Below are 18,054 nucleotides of genomic sequence, written 5' to 3' on the forward strand. Positions count from 1 at the left end.
AGTTCTGACAATGTTATTCTTTGTCAGTTTTGTTACGAAAACAAGGATTACACTTTTCCAGTTTCCGTTTCAATGCCTGCAGCAACGCAATCTTTTCGTTAGGAATACTGCCGCTCTGCACACGGGCCAGCAGATATTTCATAGCCTCGCCCACAGCCAGGGACGGTAAGGTCTGTGACGATTGCAAAGGCCGTGCCCCAGCACAATCTATTTTTCCCGCACCTGCTTCTGAAAAAGCTTCTCTCGTTTCTTTCGAATTACATGCAACTTCCTGCGCCAGCAGTTCCTGTATTTCACTGCCCCGTACTTTTAAATCCGAAGTGTGCACCGGCATCCGTTCCCGGGCTATCAGCACGGCTTCTTCTCCCAGCCTGCGGCCTTCCTCCATCACCGGCTCCTGCAGTACACCGGCCCAGGTGGCGCCCATATCCGCCAAAAACACTTCGGTCAGCTGGGAAAAAGCCTCTGTCATTTCCTTTTCAGTACGGAACACACCGCTGGTTGCTTCGCTGCGAATCCAACGCAGCAATGTATTGTTTTGATAAATCATCATCGGTGCAAAGCGCATGTGCTTGGCCACCAGCCAACACACCCGCTGCACAAACGGACGGGGGTAACGCAACCGCGTCAGGATTGTTTCCGCTATGATCGCGCTTTCCTTTTCGTGCCCGTGATCGTTGGGATAACCGTCAGGCGTGGTGCCCCGGATCCCCGGCAGCCCCTTTGCCACATCATGCAGCAACAAGGCCCATCGAAGGGTAAGTTCCTGTGGGCCCTGATCCACGGCCGCCAGAATATGCTCCCATACATTATAACAATGAAACCGGATATTCTGTGGCAGGCCCGGAAGGTGAACCAGTTCCGGCAACACATCCACAAAGGCTTCGCTGCCCTTCTCCCTCACCCGGCACTGCACATCTGCCAGCCCGCTGGAAAGAAACAGGGCCAGTCCTTTGCCAGCCGCTTTACCCAGCAGCATTTTATCCAGTTCCGTTTTCACCCGTTCCAAAGAAAGATTGTGGCACCGGCTGACATCAAAGACGTAACGCTTCTTCAGATAATATTTTGTGCCGGGCTGGCCGAACGACAGAGTTTTGGTTTCTTCGACTCCGCGCAATACATCGTACCGCAACAAACCGTCCTGAGCCGAAACGCTCCGTGCCCTGTCGTCCTGCAACGACCCGTTTCGTGCCGCACCATCCTGCAATACGCTCTTAGTCCCGCTGATTGTCGGGCCGTGGGTCAGCTGGGCGTCCGGTCCCATGGTCTTCATGTTTGCCGGAACGATTTTCCCGGCTTTTTCCATGGCAATTCGCAGATTTTGTTCCACTGTCAGGCTTTCATCATACTCGCCGAGCACATCTTCTGCCGTATCGTTTCCTTCCACGTACGTAAAATCCAGCTGCGCCACAAAACGGCAGGCACGGTACATACGCAATGCATCCTCCGCAAAACGCTTCCGGGGATCACCTACCGTACGCAGCAGTTTTGCCTGAAGGTCCTGCTGCCCGCCATAATAATCAAATAATTTTCCCTCACTGTCCATAGCCATGGCATTCACGGTAAAATCCCTGCGGGACAAATCTTCTTTCAGTGTGTCACAGTACCATACTTCCGCCGGCCGGTGAGCATCCTGACCATAGGCATAGCGCTCGTTACGAAAGGTTGCAATCTCCAGCGCACGTCCTTCCGTTACGGCTACTACCACGCCAAAATTTTCCCCTAACTTTTCCGCCAGAGAATAACCGGAAGCACGAAGAACCGCCGCAACCTGCTCCGGACGCCCGCTGGTCGTGACGTCGTAATCTCCGGGCTCCAGTCCCAGCAGCAGATCGCGCACAGCGCCCCCTACCACATAGGCTTCATAACCGGCAGCGTTTAAAATCTGTAAAGTTTTTAAAACATAAGCAGGAAAACGATTTTGCATGGCAGGCTCTTACCTCATTCATATTATCTATATATTATATCATACAAACTGTGAGCCGTTTATTTCTTTTCAAACAAATTCGTTATAAACCTGTTGTTTGATAAAAAACCTGATGCGTGTACTATCCCGCATCAGGTTAGATGACAAACCAAATTTAATTATATTACCGGTTCTGCAAAGCCTCATCTATCGCAAGGGACAACTGGTCTGCACAGGAAGTGCCGCGTCCGCCGCAGTCATTGCCCCGCAGCAGCGCCGCAATTTTTTCCGCTTCCGCGCCTTCCACCAGTTTGCCGATGGCCTGCAGATTACCCGGGCACCCGCCCGTGAATTTTATATTGTGAAGCCTGCCTTCCGCATCCATTTCGAAATCAATCTTGCGGGCGCAGACCCCTTTGGGTAAAAATGAATAGGTTTTCATAACAATTGCCTTTCCGTTTTACGCTTTCAGCAGCGCTTTGGCTACCAGGTCTCCCATCTCCTGAGTGTTGACCTTTGTCATGCCCTCGCCGAACAGATCCGGTGTGCGGTAACCATCTTCGTACACTTTTTCAACGGCGGTTTCCACTGCGTCAGCCGCAGCCTGCTGGTCCAGGGAATAACGGAACAGCATGGCAGCGGAAAGGATCGTGCCCGTAGGATTGGCAATGCCCTGTCCCGCGATATCCGGCGCGCTGCCATGGATGGGCTCATAGAGACCGGTGCCGTCGCCCAGGCTGGCGCTTGGCAAAAGGCCGATGGAACCGCCCAGCACGGATGCTTCGTCCGACAGGATGTCGCCGAAAATATTATTGGTCAGTACTACGTCAAACTGGCCGGGGTTCAGCACCAGCTGCATGGCGCAGTTATCAACATACAAATGATTCAGTTCAATTTCAGGATATTCTTTCGCCTGCATTTCCGTAACGATTTTACGCCACATACGGGACTCCGCCAGCACGTTGGCTTTATCCACGGAGGTTACCTTGCCGCGGCGCACTTTAGCCGCTTCAAAAGCCTTCCGGGCAATCCGTTCCACTTCCGGACGGGTGTAGAGGTCAACATCCGACGCAGTCTCCACGCCGTCAACCATAGCCGCTTCGTTATGGGTGCCGAAGTAAATGCCGCCGGTCAGTTCACGGACGATCAGCAGGTCCGTATTTTCCACCCGCTCCGGTTTTAACGGAGACAGATGTGCCGTAAACTTGCTCACCTTCATGGGGCGCAGGTTACAGTACAGTCCTAAATCTTTACGGATACGCAGCAGCCCTTTTTCCGGACGGATGGACGGATCTACGTTATCCCACTTGGGTCCTCCTACTGCACCTAACAGCACAGCGTCTGCTGCGTTGGCAGATTTTTGCGTCACTTCCGGATAGGGATCGTTATAGGCGTCAATGGCACAGCCGCCCAGCAATTGATGATCGTATTCCAGGGCAAAACCGAACTTTTTAGCCGCCGCGTCCATAACTTTTACAGTAGCAGTTACAATTTCCGGGCCGATGCCGTCGCCCGGTAATAACGTGATTTTCATAACCGACAGTCTCCTTGTCATTGTAATTTCTATGGAAACGCTGATTAAATGAGTTTGTGCGATGACCGAGGGCTTTTTGCGACTGACAAGGAAATGGCCCGAGGGCGCAGCCGTAGCTGCGTTGAGGGACATTGACGCAGTCAGTCACAAAAAGCACCGGTCAGCGTGCAGACGAATTTGTTTCCATATATCTGTTCAGATAAACTTTGTAAGGCGAAGCCGAAATGACTTCGCCTATTTATTGTACCTTTTCTTTCACTTTGCCTGCGCTTTTGCATAATTGACCAGGCCGCCGCAGTCTGCAATCTTCTGACAGAAATCCGGCAAGGGTTTTGTTTTGATGACCAGATTCTTATTCACAATTTTAATTTCGCCGGTCTTCAGATCCACTTCCACATCATCGCCCTTTTCAATTTTCTCTACCTCAGCGCCAATTTCCAGCACCGGCAGACCGATGTTGATGGCATTGCGGTAGAAGATGCGGGCGAAGCTGTCCGCGATGATGCACTTGATGCCTTTTACTTTGATTACCACGGGAGCATGCTCACGGGAAGAGCCGCAGCCGAAATTTTTTCCCGCCACCATGATCTCATCTTTTTTAACATTGGGAGCAAAGGTGGTATCAATATCTTCCATGGCATGTTCTGCCAGTTCTTTGAAATCAGAAATATTCAGATAACGGGCCGGAATGATTACATCCGTATCCACATGATCCCCGTAACGCCAGATCTTGCTCATCCTAATACCTCCTCTGCCGAAGCGATATAACCTTTTACCGCACTGGCTGCCGCCGTGTAGGGGCTGGCCAGGTACACTTCACTGTCCACGTGGCCCATACGTCCGCGGAAATTGCGGTTGGTAGTGGAAACGCAGCGCTCGCCTGCTGCCAGGATGCCCATGTAACCGCCCAGACAAGGTCCGCAGGTAGGCGTGGAAACCGCCGCGCCGGCATTGATGAAAATATCCACATAGCCCAACCGGATGGCTTCCTGGTAAATTTCCTGGGTAGCCGGTATGATGATGCAGCGGACATTTTCGTTCACTTTATGGTCTTTCAGCACTTCCGCAGCCTGGGCAATGTCTTCCAGCCGCCCGTTGGTGCAGGAACCTACCACGACCTGATCAATCTTGATATGATGGGATTCACTGACCGGATGTGTATTTTCCGGCAGATGCGGATATGAAGTTACAGGTACCAGTTTTGACAGGTCAATCTTTACGACACGTTCATAAACCGCGTCCGGATCTGCTTCCACTGCTGTCCACGGACGAGTTACCCTGCCTTTCAGGAAAGCTTCCGTCTTGGCGTCCACCGGGAAGATGCCGTTCTTACCACCGGCCTCAATGGCCATGTTGCAGATGGTGAAACGGTCGGACATGTCCAGTTCCGCTACGCCGGGGCCGGTGAATTCCAGACTCTGGTAACGGGCGCCGTCCACGCCGATCATGCCGATGAGGGTCAGGATCAGGTCTTTGCCTTTTACATATTTGGGCAATTTGCCGGAAAGCTCTACTTTGATGGCAGCGGGAACCTTGAACCAGGTGGTACCGCTGGCCATGGCGCAGCCGATATCCGTCTGGCCCATACCGGTGGACAAAGCATTTAATGCGCCGTACGTGCAGGTATGGGAATCCGCGCCGATGACGATCTCACCGGGGGCTACCAGGCCTTTATCCGGCAGCAGCGCATGTTCGATGCCCATGCGTCCCACTTCAAAATAATTGGTAATATTATGCTTTCTGGCGAAATCACGCATCTGTTTGCACAGGGTAGCGGATTTGATATCCTTGCAGGGAGAAAAATGATCCGGCACCAGCGCGATTTTATCTTTATTAAAAATGGGACGCCCAATTTTTTCAAACTCATTGATTGCCGGAGGACCGGTAATGTCATTCGCCAGAATCAGATCTACCTGGGAAACCAGCAGATCCCCGGCCTCCACAAATTCCCGGCCCACATGCATGGCGAGAATTTTCTGTGTCATTGTCATGCCCATAAGAAACCCCTCCTCATAAACCAAAATGTAAAATTGTAAAAACAAAATAAGGATTTTTGGGAAACAAGAATCAAATCAGCACATATTTTGCAATGAATATCACCGCTAAAATATACAACAGCAGACTCACACGGCTTGTATGACCGGTCAGCGTATTCACGAGCACATAGGAAATGATGCCAAAGGAAATACCTTCCGAGATGCTGTAGGCAAACGGCATGGCGATGATGCACATATAGGCAGGAATTGCTTCCGGCAGATTACGGAAATCAATCTGAGAAATAGAAGAAACCATCAGAAAACCAACCATGACCAGCGCGGGAGCTGTCGCAAACGCAGGAATTGCCATAAAGAAAGGCGACAGAAACAGAGAAAGGAAGAACAGCACCGCCGTAGTGACAGCCGTCAAACCGGTACGCCCGCCTTCACTGACACCGGAAGCCGATTCCACAAACGTCGTAATGGTACTGGTCCCCATCAGCGCACCGGCCACCGTACCCACGGAGTCAGCCATCAGGGCGCCCTTAATATTGGGAAGCGTTCCGTCCTTGCGCAGCATATTCGCCTTGGAAGCAACACCCATCAAAGTTCCCAGTGTATCAAAAAAGTCAACAAACAGGAAAGACATAACGATTACCAAAAAATCAAGGGAAGCAACCTTGCTGAAATCCAGCTTCAGGAAAATCGGAGAAGGATCCGCCGGCAGGAAAGAAGCCAGGCCTGCAGAAAAGTCAGGCAGCACGCTGAAGGCTCCCACTTTGGGATTCGGCACATACAGACCGGTCACTTCACAGAGTATACCCAAGATCCAGGTTGCCAGAATACCCCAGAGAATACCGCCTTTTATATCCCGTGCCAGCATAATGCCCGTGATGACAATGCCAATAATTGCCAGCAATACCGTAATGCCCACTGTATGAAAGGTTCCGCCCGCCATAGACTGTTTAAAGTTAAACAAGGCGATTTTTGTCGCCGGATTACCTACAATAATCTGCGCGTTGAACAAGCCGATCAGGGCGATAAACAAACCGATGCCCACGGATACTGCCCGTTTCAGGCTAAGAGGAATAACGTCAAACACTGCCTGCCGGATATTAGTCAGAGACAGGACAATAAAGATGAGGCCTTCCACGCAGACGGCAGCCAGGGCCATCTCCCAGGAATAACCCATCTGTTTTACTACTGTAAAAGCAAAAAAGGCATTCAACCCCATGCCCGCAGATAACGCAAAGGGATAGTTGGCGAAAGCTGCCATCAGCAGCGTCGCAAAACAGGAAGCCAGTGCCGTAACTGTCAGCAGTGCTCCCTTATCCATGCCTGTCACACTCAGAATCGACGGGTTAACAGCCAGAATATAAGCCATGGTCATAAATGTGGTGATACCGGCCATGATCTCTGTTTTTACCGTGGTGCCATTCTCCCGCAGGTGAAATAGTTTTTCCAATGTTCCGTCCTGCATGATTACCTCCGTTTCCCAGGCTAGGTCCTTAACTTTTGTATTTCAAAATACAATGCCTGGTCCGAATTATCGTACTATGTCTTTTTTCCGTTTCTCAGGTTAAAACTGCCTCATCCCGGTATTTCAATTACACAATGTTAATCCCGCAAAAGCAGTTCCACAAATGCAGAACGGCTGATGACGCCCAAAAGATGTCCTTCTTCCGCTACAAAAACACGTTTCACCTTATCATCAAGCATTACCTGGCCAACTTTTTCAATCGTATCGTCAGGACTTACACAAATTGCGGGAGACGTCATGGCGTCCTCCGCGGTTTGCGCATTCCAGCGGGCCATCGCCTTGCGATATTCCAGCACTTCATTGCTTGAAGCAAGAGCCGCATGGAACAGGTATGTCATGAGCCCCGGTTCATGGGGTTTAACGATTTTACTGATTAAATCGTTCTCACTAATTACACCCACAATTTCATTATACTTATTTACCACAGGAAAGGCAGAAATTTTATTTTCAATCATAAGACGTGCAACTTCCTTGACCGTTGTTTCCGGCGACACAGAAATAATCTCGGTTTTCATTACGTCTTTAGCCAAAATTTTCTCGTTAGCATTTGCATCCATATAAAATAACCTCCTTACAAATCAGAAAACAGCATTGACAACAAAAAGGGCTGAACTAAAATTACATTTTATTATAACATTTTATAAAAATCCTGTGAATCAAATTTTACGATATATAAAGACAGCAAGAAACAGTATCACCTGTCAGAAACAATGTTGCATTCGCTGCTATGTAACTTTCTTATGCAGTTTCCATTTTTAAACGAGAGAAGTACAGGCGAATTAAAATTCAACGCCTCGTAATAATTTTTGGCATCCACCACGATAAAGCTGCCCGGTTTCCCAGGTTCAATTCCATAACGGTCAAGCACATGCAGCGTTCTTGCTGCGTTGGTCGTAATAAACCGGTAACTGTCCATAATATCCTGATAGCCCATCATCTGACACACATGCAGTCCCATGAACACCACGTCCCGCAAATTGCCGTTTCCCATCGGATACCAGGGATCACAGATATCATCGTGCCCGAAGGAAACATTGACGCCTTCCGACAACAGTTCTTTTACGCGGGTAACGCCCCGCCGTTTCGGATACGTGTCTGCCCTTCCCTGCAAATGCGTATTCACCAGGGGATTTGCCACAAAATTGATACGGCTCATTTTCAGAAGCCGCATCAGCCGCTGCACATAGGCGTTGTTATACGAATGCATGGCAGTGGTATGGCTGGCCGTAACACGGTCATACAGCCCCAGTTCCAACGCACGGGTAGCCAGTGTTTCCAGTCCCCGGGACGCTTCATCATCAATTTCATCACAGTGCACATCCACCAGAAGTTCATGCTCCGCAGCCAGATGTAAAGCAAAATTAAGGGATTCCACACTGTATTCCCGGGTAAATTCAAAATGAGGAATAGCCCCCACCGCATCTGCCCCCATGCGCACCGCATCCCGCATCAGCTGCCTGCCGTTGGGATAACTGAGGATACCTTCCTGGGGAAAGGCCACGATTTGGATTTCCATTAAGTCTTTCAGTTCTTCCCTGAGCTCCAGTATGGTTTCCAAAGCCATCAGCGATGGATCGGTCACATCAACATGGGTGCGTATATACTGGACTCCGTGATCCGCATACATGCGAACCGCGCGGCTGACCCGCTCCCGTATATCAACCTTGTTCAGCTTACTTTTCCGTTTCGTCCAGCATTCGATACCTTCAAACAGCGTCCCGGACCGGTTCCAAACCGGATCACCCGCTGTCAGGCAGGTATCCAGATGGACATGGGATTCAATAAACGGAGGAAGAACCAGCCTGCCCCGCAGGTCCGTCACAGTTTCGCCTGCTTCCGGCAGCAGCTTTGTTCCGATTTCCGCAAACAAACCGTTTTTAACCCTGATATCCTGTAGTTTCGTTTTGTTTTCAATACACGCATTGGTAAACAGCATGACAGTCTCCTGTTTTATCAAATCACATCAGCGGCCTGCAACTTTATCATACACAAGATAGCAGAAGCATCCCACAATCATGGCGTTGATACTGGCAATACCGGCATGGAGAAAATTCCCGGTCAGTGCGCCGGCAATGACACCAGCCACTGCACCCCAATGAACGCCCGGGGCCGCTTCTGCCCCTTCTTCGTAATGCTGCGGATGCCCAAAATAGTCAAAGATAATGATGGCGCCTATCGGCGGCAGCGTTGCATTTAAAAAGCTGAGCCAGCTTACAAAGTTATTGTAAAGATAGACGGAAGCTAACGTACCAATCACACCGCTTACGATTACCAGAGGACGCTTGCGGATCCCTGTTATATTCGAAAGACTGAGCCCCCCGCTGTACAGCGCGTTATCATTCGTCGTCCAGATGTTGGCGCCCAGCACAACAAGGGCAGGAAGCAGAAGTCCCTGAGCCATCATCACATAAAAAATATCATCTTTCCCGGTAAAGGCTCCGCCTACCGCGCCGAAAGCAAACATCAGCGAGTTACCGATCAGAAACGCAACAACCGTAGTGAACACAGCGGTTTTTTTATCTTTGGCAAAGCGGGTAAAATTCGGCGTCGTCGTTCCGCCGCTGACAAAAGAACCCACCACCATCCCAATGGCGTTAAACACTGTGATACCGCCTACGCTTCTGGCAAAAACCGCTGCAAGCCCGCCGCCGGCATGAGTAGCCGTAACCATTGAGTACGTACCCAGAACAAGGATCAGCGGAACGGAAACATAGCTGACAATTTCCATGCCCCGTATGCCAAAGTACGCAGAAGCGGTCATACAGAAACCGCCGGCAGCAATCAGCAGCAACGGATTTACACGGAGCACTTCCGCAGCGGGAAACGCAAACATGGCAACCCCCACGCCGAACCAGCCAATCTGCGTCAGACTGATCAACAGGGACGGAAGGCGGGAACCGGCCACGCCAAAGGAACGCCGGGCCAGCAAGTCAAACGAAAGCCCCGTGCCGCAGCCGATATATCCTAAAATGCCGGTGTAGACAGCAAGGATAATGCCTCCAAAAAGGACAGAAAAGATAAATTCAGTAAGGTCCAGGCCGTTGCCCATGGTAGCGCCTACCGACATGCTGGCTGAAAAGAACGTGAAACCCAGCATGATAAAAAACATGGACCAAAAGGATTTTCTTGCATATAACGGAACCGGTTCAAAGCTGAAATCTTTGTCTTTATGCAGCTGTTTATCAGATGACATGGCAAACCTCCCCCTCAATCATGTTTGTCTCATCTTTTACCAGTCTTGTTTGCCTATCTTATACCAGTCTGTAATCATTATAACAAAACAGTCATGGAAAAATCTATGGCAAACAGAAAATACTTTAGGATACGCTGACTAAAAAAGAGGAAACGCAGAGTTCCCCACGTTTCCCCTTAAGATAGTTTTGATGTAAATCAGATTTTAATCAGCTGAACTTTCGTAATGCCATCCAATCCCTGCAGCAGCTTCAGGGTTTCCTTGCCAACCTCACTGTCCACGGTCAGGAACATCATAGCCACACCGTTCTGCTGGTTGCGGCTTACCTGCATGGTAGCAATGTTAACTTTGGAAGCACCCAGAAGCGTACCGATCTGGCCGATCATGCCGGGTTTGTCTTCATTATTGACAGCCAGCATGAAAGCAGCGGGTTCAATGTCAAACTGGTAGCCGTTGATATCTTTGATGCGGACTTCTCCTTCCGGATTCACATTGCCGGCCGCTGTAAACGTACCTTTCTTTGTGTGTACTTTTACCGTCAGCAGGTTCACCGGACTGTTTTCCTTGCTTTCAATCACTTCCACACCGCGGCCTTCCGCCGTCAGTTCCGCATTGACATAGTTTACACGTTCTTTCAGAACAGGCTCAAACAGCCCTTTCAGTACGGCACGGGTCACCATATCGGTTTCGATTTCAGCCAGGGCTCCGCTGTAGATTACCTCAACCTTTTCTACTGCGCTATGCTCCAGCTGATAATACAGTTTGCCCAGGTCTTCGCCAAGCGCCATGAACTTTTTCACGGTATCCAGTTCGCCAGCCTGCAACGCCGGAAGGTTTACAGCATTGGGTACCATTTCACCCCGCAGCGCGGCAATCACTTCTTCTGCAATGGCAATACCTACGTTGTCCTGCGCTTCCTGTGTGTCGGCGCCCAGATGGGGAGTCAGCACGCACTGGGGCAGATCGATCAGCGGGGAGATGGGCTTCGGTTCGTCTACCAGCACGTCGACACCGGCGCTGGCCACCAGACCCTCACGGATCGCTTTTGCCAGATCCTGTTCATTATACAGACCGCCGCGGGCGCAGTTTACCACACGAACCCCCTTCTTGCATTTCTGCCAGTCTTTGTAGGTAATCATATTCATAGTTTCTTCGGTTTTCGGAGTATGAATGGTGATTACGTCGGATTCCTTCAGCAGTTCGTCCAGCGTTTCACATTTCTTAACATTGTATTTTTTGAACCGGGCATCCGCAATGTACGGATCGTAAGCAATGACCTTCATGCCAAAGGCCTGCATGCGGGTGGTAACCAGACCGCCGATGCGGCCCAGACCGATAATGCCCAGAGTCTTTCCCATCAGTTCCATGCCTTTCAGGCCGTCACGGTTCCAGACGCGGCTTTCAATCATCTTATGAGCTTTTACCGTATTGCGGCAGGAAGACAGCATCAGACCGATGGTGTGCTCGGCAGCGGAAACGATATTGGATTCCGGTGTATTTACGACAATGATGCCCCGCTTTGTAGCGCCTTCCATCTGGATGTTATCCACACCGTTACCGGCACGGCCTACAACCTTCAGGTTGGTTGCATGTTCATAAAACTCTTCATTGATTTTCGTTACGCTGCGGACAATGATGGCATCGTACTCAGGGATCCGTTTCAACAGTTCTTCCCGGGAGAGATTCATCTCCACATCAACCTGCAGATCTTTCTGCGCCTTTAACAACGCAACACCTTTGTCCGAAATTTTTTCCGTCACAATAATTTTTTTCATTTTCATTTTCCTCCTTTTCTTTAGGCAGCGCATGGCAATCTCGTTGGCTGCCGATAAGGACCGAAGCAAAAGCAATTAAAAAAACTCCCGTCCTTTCATAAGGACGGGAGTTCGTATGTCATATGAGCTCGCGTGGTGCCACCTTAGTTCACTGCAACCTTTCTTAAAAGCCGGATCACCTGCGTTTTTCGCAAGATGCCTGCTCTCATTGTAAACGTTACAGCCTCATTCCCGGGATATCGGCCGGAACCGGACAGGTTGCAACCCCTGCCTTCTCCAGAGCGGAATTCAATCTTCGACAGGACGGTTCGCACTGCCCACCGTCTCTCTGTAACAGTCTGGGATTTACTTTTCTCTTTCATAAAGTTGCATTTTGCTTTTATAAAAGAGATTATAGGCGTTTCCTCACAAAAAGTCAAATGGAAGTTTTGTAAAATTTGAAACAAAAACAGCATCAGGCAGCGTATAAGCAAAAACGTCAATGATTGCTATTCCATGGATTTATGTGCCTATGGCTTCGAAACTCGGGCTTCGGCCCTCAAACAGTCTCGCCATGACGGCACATTTCATCTCATGGAATGACGCAATCATTTCCTATATTTTGCTTATACCCTGCCTGATGCTGTTTTTGCTACCATTACTTGCCAGCCAAATCTTTCTGATTCAAAAGATCTGTCAGATAGTGAATGGTTTTCAAGGCGGCGCCGCGATTCTCCCGTATGATCTGGATGGAAGCGTCCCCCATTTTTTTACGCAGGACATCGTCATCGGCAATTTCCAGAAACGCTTCTGTCAGACCAGCTGTATCAGATACCATACGACAGGCACCAGCTTTGCTTAACAGGGCGTACGAGTCTTTAAAATCTTCCATGCTGGGGCCCACCAAAATGGGTTTGGCATGAGCCGCCGGTTCCAGTACATTGTGGCCGCCGTAACGCACCAGGCTGCCACCGACAAATACAATATCCCCTATGGCATATATGCGGCCCAGTTCACCAATGGTATCAAGCATAAGTACCGGAAATTCAGGCCGGCTCCCTTCCATTTCCTTCAGTTTGGAACGAAAGCCCATCTCATAACCAAATTTGGCATTCACCTTTTTAATCTCTTCAATCCGGTTCAGCTTACGGGGCGCAATAATCAGGCGGGCATGAGGATACTTCTTGCGCAGGGCGGTAAAGGAAGTCAGCACGGCTTCCTCTTCCGTACGGTGGGTGGAACCTGCCACAATGACAGGATAGTCATCTTCCCCCAGCCCCAGTTCTGTTTTATAGGTTGCCAGATCTTTCGGGGAAACCTCCGCGTAGGTCTGGTCAAATTTCGTGTTGCCGGTGACAATGATTTTTTCAGGATCCGCACCCAGTTGGGTTATATATTTGGCATCAATACTGGACTGCATGCAGAAGAGGTTTATGGTATTCAGCATATCACGCAAAAGACCGGACAGATACCGGTAATTTTTAGCGGATTTTTCCGAGATACGGCCATTCATCATCATCGCGGGGATATTCCGTTTCCGGATGGCCCGCAGGAAATTAGGCCATAATTCCGTTTCTACCATTATAAAGATGCCCGGGCGGATACGACTCACCATGGATGACGCCACAAAGGGCAGATCCAGCGGAAAGTTGATGATGGCATCTGCTTCCGGCATAATCTGCCTGGCCATATCGTAACCGCCTACCGTAACGGCGGAAACCAACACTTTCCGCTCCGGCATTATTTTTTTGATTTCTTTTACCAGAGGACTGATGGCCACCATTTCTCCTACTGACGCACCGTGAAGCCAGATGCAGTTAGTATCCGCTACAGGAGCAATTTCTTCCCTGCGAACCAGTCCCATGTTTTGCCGGAAGCGGTTTCCAAAACCTTTTTCCTTGACCAGCCGGTAGAGGAAATACGGAAGCACTATGATAATAAACGCCAGAATGATTAAAATATTGTAAAGAATATACATAAGTTATAATCAGCTCTCTTCCTTGTTGCGCTACTTCCCGGCCAGATACTCCAGCGCCAGCAAATAGCCCTGCAATCCTAATCCGCAGATCTGCCCGGTACAGCCGGCCGTAGTAACACAGCGATGGCGGAATTCTTCCCGCTGGTGGATGTTGCTGATGTGCACTTCCACTGCAGGGATGTTTACGGCTTTCAGTGCGTCCAAAACTGCCACACTGTAGTGGGTATAGGCGCCGGGATTAATAATAATGCCATCTGTTTTATTATAGCAGATTTGAATCCAGTCTACCAGTTCCCCTTCGGAATTACTTTGTTTAATTTCTACTGCGATATGCAATTCTTCTGCTTTCTTGCGAATCATTTCACACAGGTCTTCATAGGTTGCCGTTCCGTATACACCGGTTTCCCGAACGCCCAGCATATTGATATTAGGTCCGTTCAGCACTAAAATTTTCTTCATGGTCGCACATCCTTTTCTATTTTATAATTCCGCTTTCTTTGCCGCTTCCGCCAATGCGGCCAGTACATCTCTCAGACTGCCCTTGTTCCGCACCGTCACGTCTGCTGCCGCACGGTACAATGCTTCCCGCTGCGCATACAAATCATAGATTCGTTGCCGCCCTGCTGCCAGCAGGGGTCTTGTTTTTGTATCCACGTCACCGATGATATCTTCCGGAGAACGATCCAAAAATATGACCAACCCGTTTTCTTTTAAGCTGCTTATGTTTTCCTGCCGCAAAACGACACCGCCCCCCATGGCCATCACCTTATTCTGTAGCGTAGCCAGACGCTTCGTTGTCAGGGTTTCCTGTCTGCGAAAGCAGTCCTCGCTTATCGCAAACAATTCCGGTATGGTCTTTCCGGCATCCTTTTCAATTTCCGGATCGGCGTCAATAAAATCTCTGCCCAGCCTTTCCGCCAAACAACGCCCCAGCGTACTCTTCCCGCAGCCGGGCATACCAATCAGCACTATATTTTTCATTACTTCCACCAATTATGTACAAACAAAAATTTCAGGTATTGTCAACGCTGGCGCCGCATACGCTTCAGAAACTATAACAATGTTGCAATCGTATCTGTCACGCCCGCTATTAATCCGGCGTCCAGCTTACGCTCCAGCCAGATTTCATCTGCCGCTACCGCCTGGGCAACCAGCATGAACAGTCCGTTTACTGCCGGTTTTCCCTGCTGCCGCGCCAGCTTCATAAATTTTGTTTCTGCCGGATTATAGATAATATCCACTGCCGCCGCAAAGTGTTCCATGACCGCACCGTCCACAGGCGAAGCCTCCACATTCGGAAACATCCCTACCGGCGTACAGTTGATCAGCAAATCGCCATCCAGTGTCTTCAAATCTTCATAGGTTTTTACCGTATAATGCGCCCGTATATCTTCCGGAGCGTTTTCGATTACCCGGGAAATCACCGTGATGCTTTGGGCCTGCATATCCTTAACGCACTGAAGAATCGCCCGGCTGGCCCCACCGGTTCCCAGCACACAGACATCTTTTCCTTCGGGCACCAGTCCATTATGTTCAAGCAGCCGGGCAAAGCCGAAATAATCCGTATTAAAACCTGAAGCCCTGCCGTCTTTAAACAAAATCGTGTTTACTGCACCGATAGCCCTCGCCTCGGCTGCAATATAGTCCAGACTGTCCATTACCGCTACCTTGTGAGGTATGGTTACGTTCAGTCCCCTGTAATTTTTCCGCAGCTCCGCTACTTTATCCGCCAGTTTTTCCGTTGGAACTTCAATCAGTTCGTAAGTCGCTTCAATGCCCAGTTGTCGGAACACTTCCTGATGAATCTGCGGCGACAGGCTGTGCCCCAGTCTGGCGCCTAACAATCCAAATTTCATTTATGCATTCTCCCCATCGGCTACGTAGTTACCCAAAATTTTGCAGTAAGCACTGTATTCCGCCACGTCCTGCAACCCCCGCCGCACTTTGGGATCTGATAAATTGCCCGTCAGGTCAATATGGAAGAAATACTCCCAGGAACGCCCTTCCATAGGACGGGATTCCAGGTTCAGCATATTCAGGCCGCCTTTATAAAAATGCTGCAGCACTTTGTACAGGGAGCCCGGTTCATGCTGTGTAGCGATGACCACGGTAATCTTGTCCGCATCCGGCCGGTGCTCCGGCTGATCGGCGATGATGATGAACCGGGTGCGATTCGCTGAATTGTAATTGATATTAGCCGCCAGGATCTCCAGCCCATACAACTTGGCCGCCTGACGGGAGGCCACTGCGCCTTTTGCCGGATTGCCGCTCTCGCTGACCATCTGGGCGCTGCGGGCCGTATTGAAGAACGGAATCAGTTCAATTGCAGGATGCTTCCTGAAGAATTCCCTGCTCTGTTCCAACCCCTGGGGATGGGAATAGACCTGTTTCAGATTATCGATGCTGGCGCCGGGAAGGCCCAACAGGTTCTGATCTACCTTGATGATCTTTTCCCCGACGATATGACAGTCATACTTTCGCACCAGGTCATACACTTCCGTGATGCCTCCGGTGGAAGAGTTCTCAATGGGCAGTACGCCGTATTTGATTTCGTGATTCTTAACTGCTGTCACTACATCCTCAAAATGGACAAAATTCATCTCCACTTTGGCAATGTCCGCAAAGTAGTCTTCCAGCGCCTGATGGCTGAAAGAACCTTTCACTCCCTGATACCCGACACGGATCGGGTCGGCGTTTTTCTCTTTCTGTTTAATATTCGCCGCCAATATGTCAATCTGCAGATTACGGCTGGTCTCCATAATCTTTTCCATAATCTGTTTCATATGCGGGGCATAGGCAGGATTTTTCAGCATTCCCACCACTTTGGCAGTGACCTGCTCTTCTCTCTCCCGGTCCAGCACCTGCATATTACGGGCATCTTTATACGCGGCAACCTGCTGCACCACATCCATCCGTTTTTCCAGCGTATCGGTCAGGATTGCGTCCAGCCGGTCGATTTCCTGTCGCAGTTTTGTTAAATCCGGTTCCGCCACGTTCGTCATCCTTTCATTATGCGTTCTGCCTTAGCAGCAAACATATTACTACCACACTGAGATAAACAAAACTCAAATCTTTTTAACTGATTTTTACAGTATCAGTCCAACAACATGTCCAGCAACACCCACGCAGTAACCGCTTCGATTACCGGAACAGCTCTGGGAACGATGCAGGGGTCGTGCCGTCCTTTAACTTCCAGAATCGTATCTTTGCCTTCCGTCACGTTCACAGTCTGCTGGGGCTGACCGATGGACGGTGTAGGCTTGATGGCTACACGGAACAGGACAGGCATTCCATTGGTGATGCCTCCGGTTATGCCTCCATTATTGTTGCGGGTCGTTCTGACCTTTCCTTTGTCAAACGTCATCGGGTCGTTGGCCTCGCTGCCTTTCCGTGCCGCCAAAGCAAAGCCTGCGCCGAATTCTATGCCTTTTACTGCCGGAACGGAAAACAGTGCATGACTCAGGCGGCTTTCCAGTGAATCAAAAAAAGGATCTCCGACGCCAGGGGGCATCCCTGCAGCCATCACTTCCACAATGCCGCCCACGCTGTCCATCTGCTCCCGGGCAGCCAGGATTTCTGCTTCCATAAGAGAAGCTTTGCCGTCATCCAGCACAGGCAGGGTAAATTTACGCAACGCCTGCAACCGTTCTGCCATTTCACCCAACGGATTAAACAAATCATCTGTAATCTTTCCGATACGGGCAACATGAGCGCCCACGACGATGCCCTTTTGTGCCAGCACGGTCTTGGCTACGGCGCCGGTAAACACCAGCGGTGCTGTGAGACGACCGGAAAAATGCCCGCCGCCCCGGTAATCGTTAAAGCCTTTATAGCGAACCTTGCCAGCATAATCCGCATGTCCGGGACGCATCACATCTTTCAGAAGACTGTAATCTTTGGAATGCTGGTCACTGTTAGGAATCAGCACACATAGAGGGGTCCCCGTTGCCTTACCCTCAAACACACCGCTTTCTATGATGAAAGCATCTTTTTCCTGGCGCTGGGTACTCATCTGATTCTTCCCCGGAGCCCGCCGCGCCATTTCTTCTTTGATAAACTCTTCCTCTATCGGTGTCCCCGGCGGCAGACCGTCCAGCACCAGACCGATTCCCTTGCCGTGGGATTCCCCGAAGATCGTCATACGCAAGTTGCGTCCAAAGGTTGCACTCATTT

The 18,054-nt window shown here is 50.0% G+C and carries 16 protein-coding genes; all 16 read right to left on the reverse strand.

What is annotated here, in order from left to right; genetic code table 11:
* Positions 1 to 13: 13 nt before the first annotated feature.
* Complete coding sequence (locus QZV31_RS07290) at positions 14 to 1,927, reverse strand: HD domain-containing protein (protein WP_295359407.1); 1,914 nt, start codon at positions 1,925 to 1,927, stop codon at positions 14 to 16.
* Between the two features lie 163 nt (positions 1,928 to 2,090).
* Complete coding sequence (locus QZV31_RS07295) at positions 2,091 to 2,348, reverse strand: TIGR03905 family TSCPD domain-containing protein (RefSeq protein ID WP_295359408.1); 258 nt, start codon at positions 2,346 to 2,348, stop codon at positions 2,091 to 2,093.
* Between the two features lie 18 nt (positions 2,349 to 2,366).
* Positions 2,367 to 3,440, reverse strand: a complete 1,074-nt coding sequence (gene leuB / locus QZV31_RS07300) for a 3-isopropylmalate dehydrogenase (protein WP_295359409.1) — start codon at positions 3,438 to 3,440, stop codon at positions 2,367 to 2,369.
* A 255-nt stretch (positions 3,441 to 3,695) separates the two neighbouring features.
* Positions 3,696 to 4,178 carry a 3-isopropylmalate dehydratase small subunit gene (locus QZV31_RS07305; RefSeq protein ID WP_093729360.1) on the reverse strand — a complete coding sequence of 161 codons (483 nt, stop codon included), beginning with the start codon at positions 4,176 to 4,178 and terminating at the stop codon, positions 3,696 to 3,698.
* Positions 4,175 to 5,437 (reverse strand): 3-isopropylmalate dehydratase large subunit, encoded by a 1,263-nt coding sequence (gene leuC / locus QZV31_RS07310; RefSeq protein ID WP_295359410.1) that lies wholly within the window; start codon positions 5,435 to 5,437, stop codon positions 4,175 to 4,177. Before leuC ends, QZV31_RS07305 begins: the two co-directional genes overlap by 4 nt.
* A gap of 70 nt (positions 5,438 to 5,507) precedes the next feature.
* Positions 5,508 to 6,896 carry an NCS2 family permease gene (locus QZV31_RS07315; RefSeq protein WP_295359411.1) on the reverse strand — a complete coding sequence of 463 codons (1,389 nt, stop codon included), beginning with the start codon at positions 6,894 to 6,896 and terminating at the stop codon, positions 5,508 to 5,510.
* A gap of 137 nt (positions 6,897 to 7,033) precedes the next feature.
* Complete coding sequence (locus QZV31_RS07320) at positions 7,034 to 7,513, reverse strand: CBS domain-containing protein (RefSeq protein ID WP_295359412.1); 480 nt, start codon at positions 7,511 to 7,513, stop codon at positions 7,034 to 7,036.
* A 137-nt stretch (positions 7,514 to 7,650) separates the two neighbouring features.
* Positions 7,651 to 8,892: a cytosine deaminase gene (gene codA / locus QZV31_RS07325; protein ID WP_295359413.1), complete on the reverse strand. Its 1,242-nt coding sequence runs from the start codon at positions 8,890 to 8,892 to the stop codon at positions 7,651 to 7,653.
* A gap of 27 nt (positions 8,893 to 8,919) precedes the next feature.
* Entirely contained in the window at positions 8,920 to 10,149 is a 1,230-nt protein-coding gene (gene codB, locus QZV31_RS07330) for a cytosine permease (protein ID WP_295359414.1), read from the reverse strand.
* 197 nt (positions 10,150 to 10,346) lie between these two features.
* Positions 10,347 to 11,924, reverse strand: coding sequence for a phosphoglycerate dehydrogenase (gene serA, locus QZV31_RS07335; protein ID WP_295359415.1), 1,578 nt, complete (start codon positions 11,922 to 11,924; stop codon positions 10,347 to 10,349).
* Positions 11,925 to 12,561: 637 nt separating this feature from the next.
* Complete coding sequence (locus QZV31_RS07340; protein WP_295359416.1) at positions 12,562 to 13,881, reverse strand: 3-deoxy-D-manno-octulosonic acid transferase; 1,320 nt, start codon at positions 13,879 to 13,881, stop codon at positions 12,562 to 12,564.
* 30 nt (positions 13,882 to 13,911) lie between these two features.
* Entirely contained in the window at positions 13,912 to 14,340 is a 429-nt protein-coding gene (gene aroQ / locus QZV31_RS07345) for a type II 3-dehydroquinate dehydratase (protein ID WP_093729369.1), read from the reverse strand.
* A gap of 21 nt (positions 14,341 to 14,361) precedes the next feature.
* Complete coding sequence (locus tag QZV31_RS07350) at positions 14,362 to 14,862, reverse strand: shikimate kinase (RefSeq protein WP_295359417.1); 501 nt, start codon at positions 14,860 to 14,862, stop codon at positions 14,362 to 14,364.
* A gap of 71 nt (positions 14,863 to 14,933) precedes the next feature.
* Entirely contained in the window at positions 14,934 to 15,737 is an 804-nt protein-coding gene (aroE, locus tag QZV31_RS07355; RefSeq protein ID WP_295359418.1) for a shikimate dehydrogenase, read from the reverse strand.
* The gene (locus tag QZV31_RS07360; protein ID WP_295359419.1) at positions 15,738 to 16,874 is read right to left on the reverse strand and encodes a bifunctional chorismate mutase/prephenate dehydratase; all 1,137 of its coding nucleotides are present in this window, start codon (positions 16,872 to 16,874) and stop codon (positions 15,738 to 15,740) included.
* A 101-nt stretch (positions 16,875 to 16,975) separates the two neighbouring features.
* Positions 16,976 to 18,052 carry a chorismate synthase gene (gene aroC, locus QZV31_RS07365; protein ID WP_295359420.1) on the reverse strand — a complete coding sequence of 359 codons (1,077 nt, stop codon included), beginning with the start codon at positions 18,050 to 18,052 and terminating at the stop codon, positions 16,976 to 16,978.
* Positions 18,053 to 18,054 lie beyond the last annotated feature (2 nt).

Origin of the sequence: uncultured Succiniclasticum sp., assembly GCF_902793885.1 — a bacterium.
In the GTDB taxonomy this organism is placed as follows: Bacteria; Bacillota; Negativicutes; order Acidaminococcales; family Acidaminococcaceae; genus Succiniclasticum.

Excerpts from the sequence above, each read along its gene's own strand:
- QZV31_RS07290 (WP_295359407.1), bottom strand. The coding sequence starts at position 1,927 with ATGCAAAATCGTTTTCCTGCTTATGTTTTAAAAACTTTACAGATTTTA.
- QZV31_RS07295 (WP_295359408.1), bottom strand. The coding sequence starts at position 2,348 with ATGAAAACCTATTCATTTTTACCCAAAGGGGTCTGCGCCCGCAAGATT.
- leuB (WP_295359409.1), bottom strand. The coding sequence starts at position 3,440 with ATGAAAATCACGTTATTACCGGGCGACGGCATCGGCCCGGAAATTGTA.
- QZV31_RS07305 (WP_093729360.1), bottom strand. The coding sequence starts at position 4,178 with ATGAGCAAGATCTGGCGTTACGGGGATCATGTGGATACGGATGTAATC.
- leuC (WP_295359410.1), bottom strand. The coding sequence starts at position 5,437 with ATGGGCATGACAATGACACAGAAAATTCTCGCCATGCATGTGGGCCGG.
- QZV31_RS07315 (WP_295359411.1), bottom strand. The coding sequence starts at position 6,896 with ATGCAGGACGGAACATTGGAAAAACTATTTCACCTGCGGGAGAATGGC.
- QZV31_RS07320 (WP_295359412.1), bottom strand. The coding sequence starts at position 7,513 with ATGGATGCAAATGCTAACGAGAAAATTTTGGCTAAAGACGTAATGAAA.
- codA (WP_295359413.1), bottom strand. The coding sequence starts at position 8,892 with ATGCTGTTTACCAATGCGTGTATTGAAAACAAAACGAAACTACAGGAT.
- codB (WP_295359414.1), bottom strand. The coding sequence starts at position 10,149 with ATGTCATCTGATAAACAGCTGCATAAAGACAAAGATTTCAGCTTTGAA.
- serA (WP_295359415.1), bottom strand. The coding sequence starts at position 11,924 with ATGAAAAAAATTATTGTGACGGAAAAAATTTCGGACAAAGGTGTTGCG.
- QZV31_RS07340 (WP_295359416.1), bottom strand. The coding sequence starts at position 13,881 with ATGTATATTCTTTACAATATTTTAATCATTCTGGCGTTTATTATCATA.
- aroQ (WP_093729369.1), bottom strand. The coding sequence starts at position 14,340 with ATGAAGAAAATTTTAGTGCTGAACGGACCTAATATCAATATGCTGGGC.
- QZV31_RS07350 (WP_295359417.1), bottom strand. The coding sequence starts at position 14,862 with ATGAAAAATATAGTGCTGATTGGTATGCCCGGCTGCGGGAAGAGTACG.
- aroE (WP_295359418.1), bottom strand. The coding sequence starts at position 15,737 with ATGAAATTTGGATTGTTAGGCGCCAGACTGGGGCACAGCCTGTCGCCG.
- aroC (WP_295359420.1), bottom strand. The coding sequence starts at position 18,052 with ATGAGTGCAACCTTTGGACGCAACTTGCGTATGACGATCTTCGGGGAA.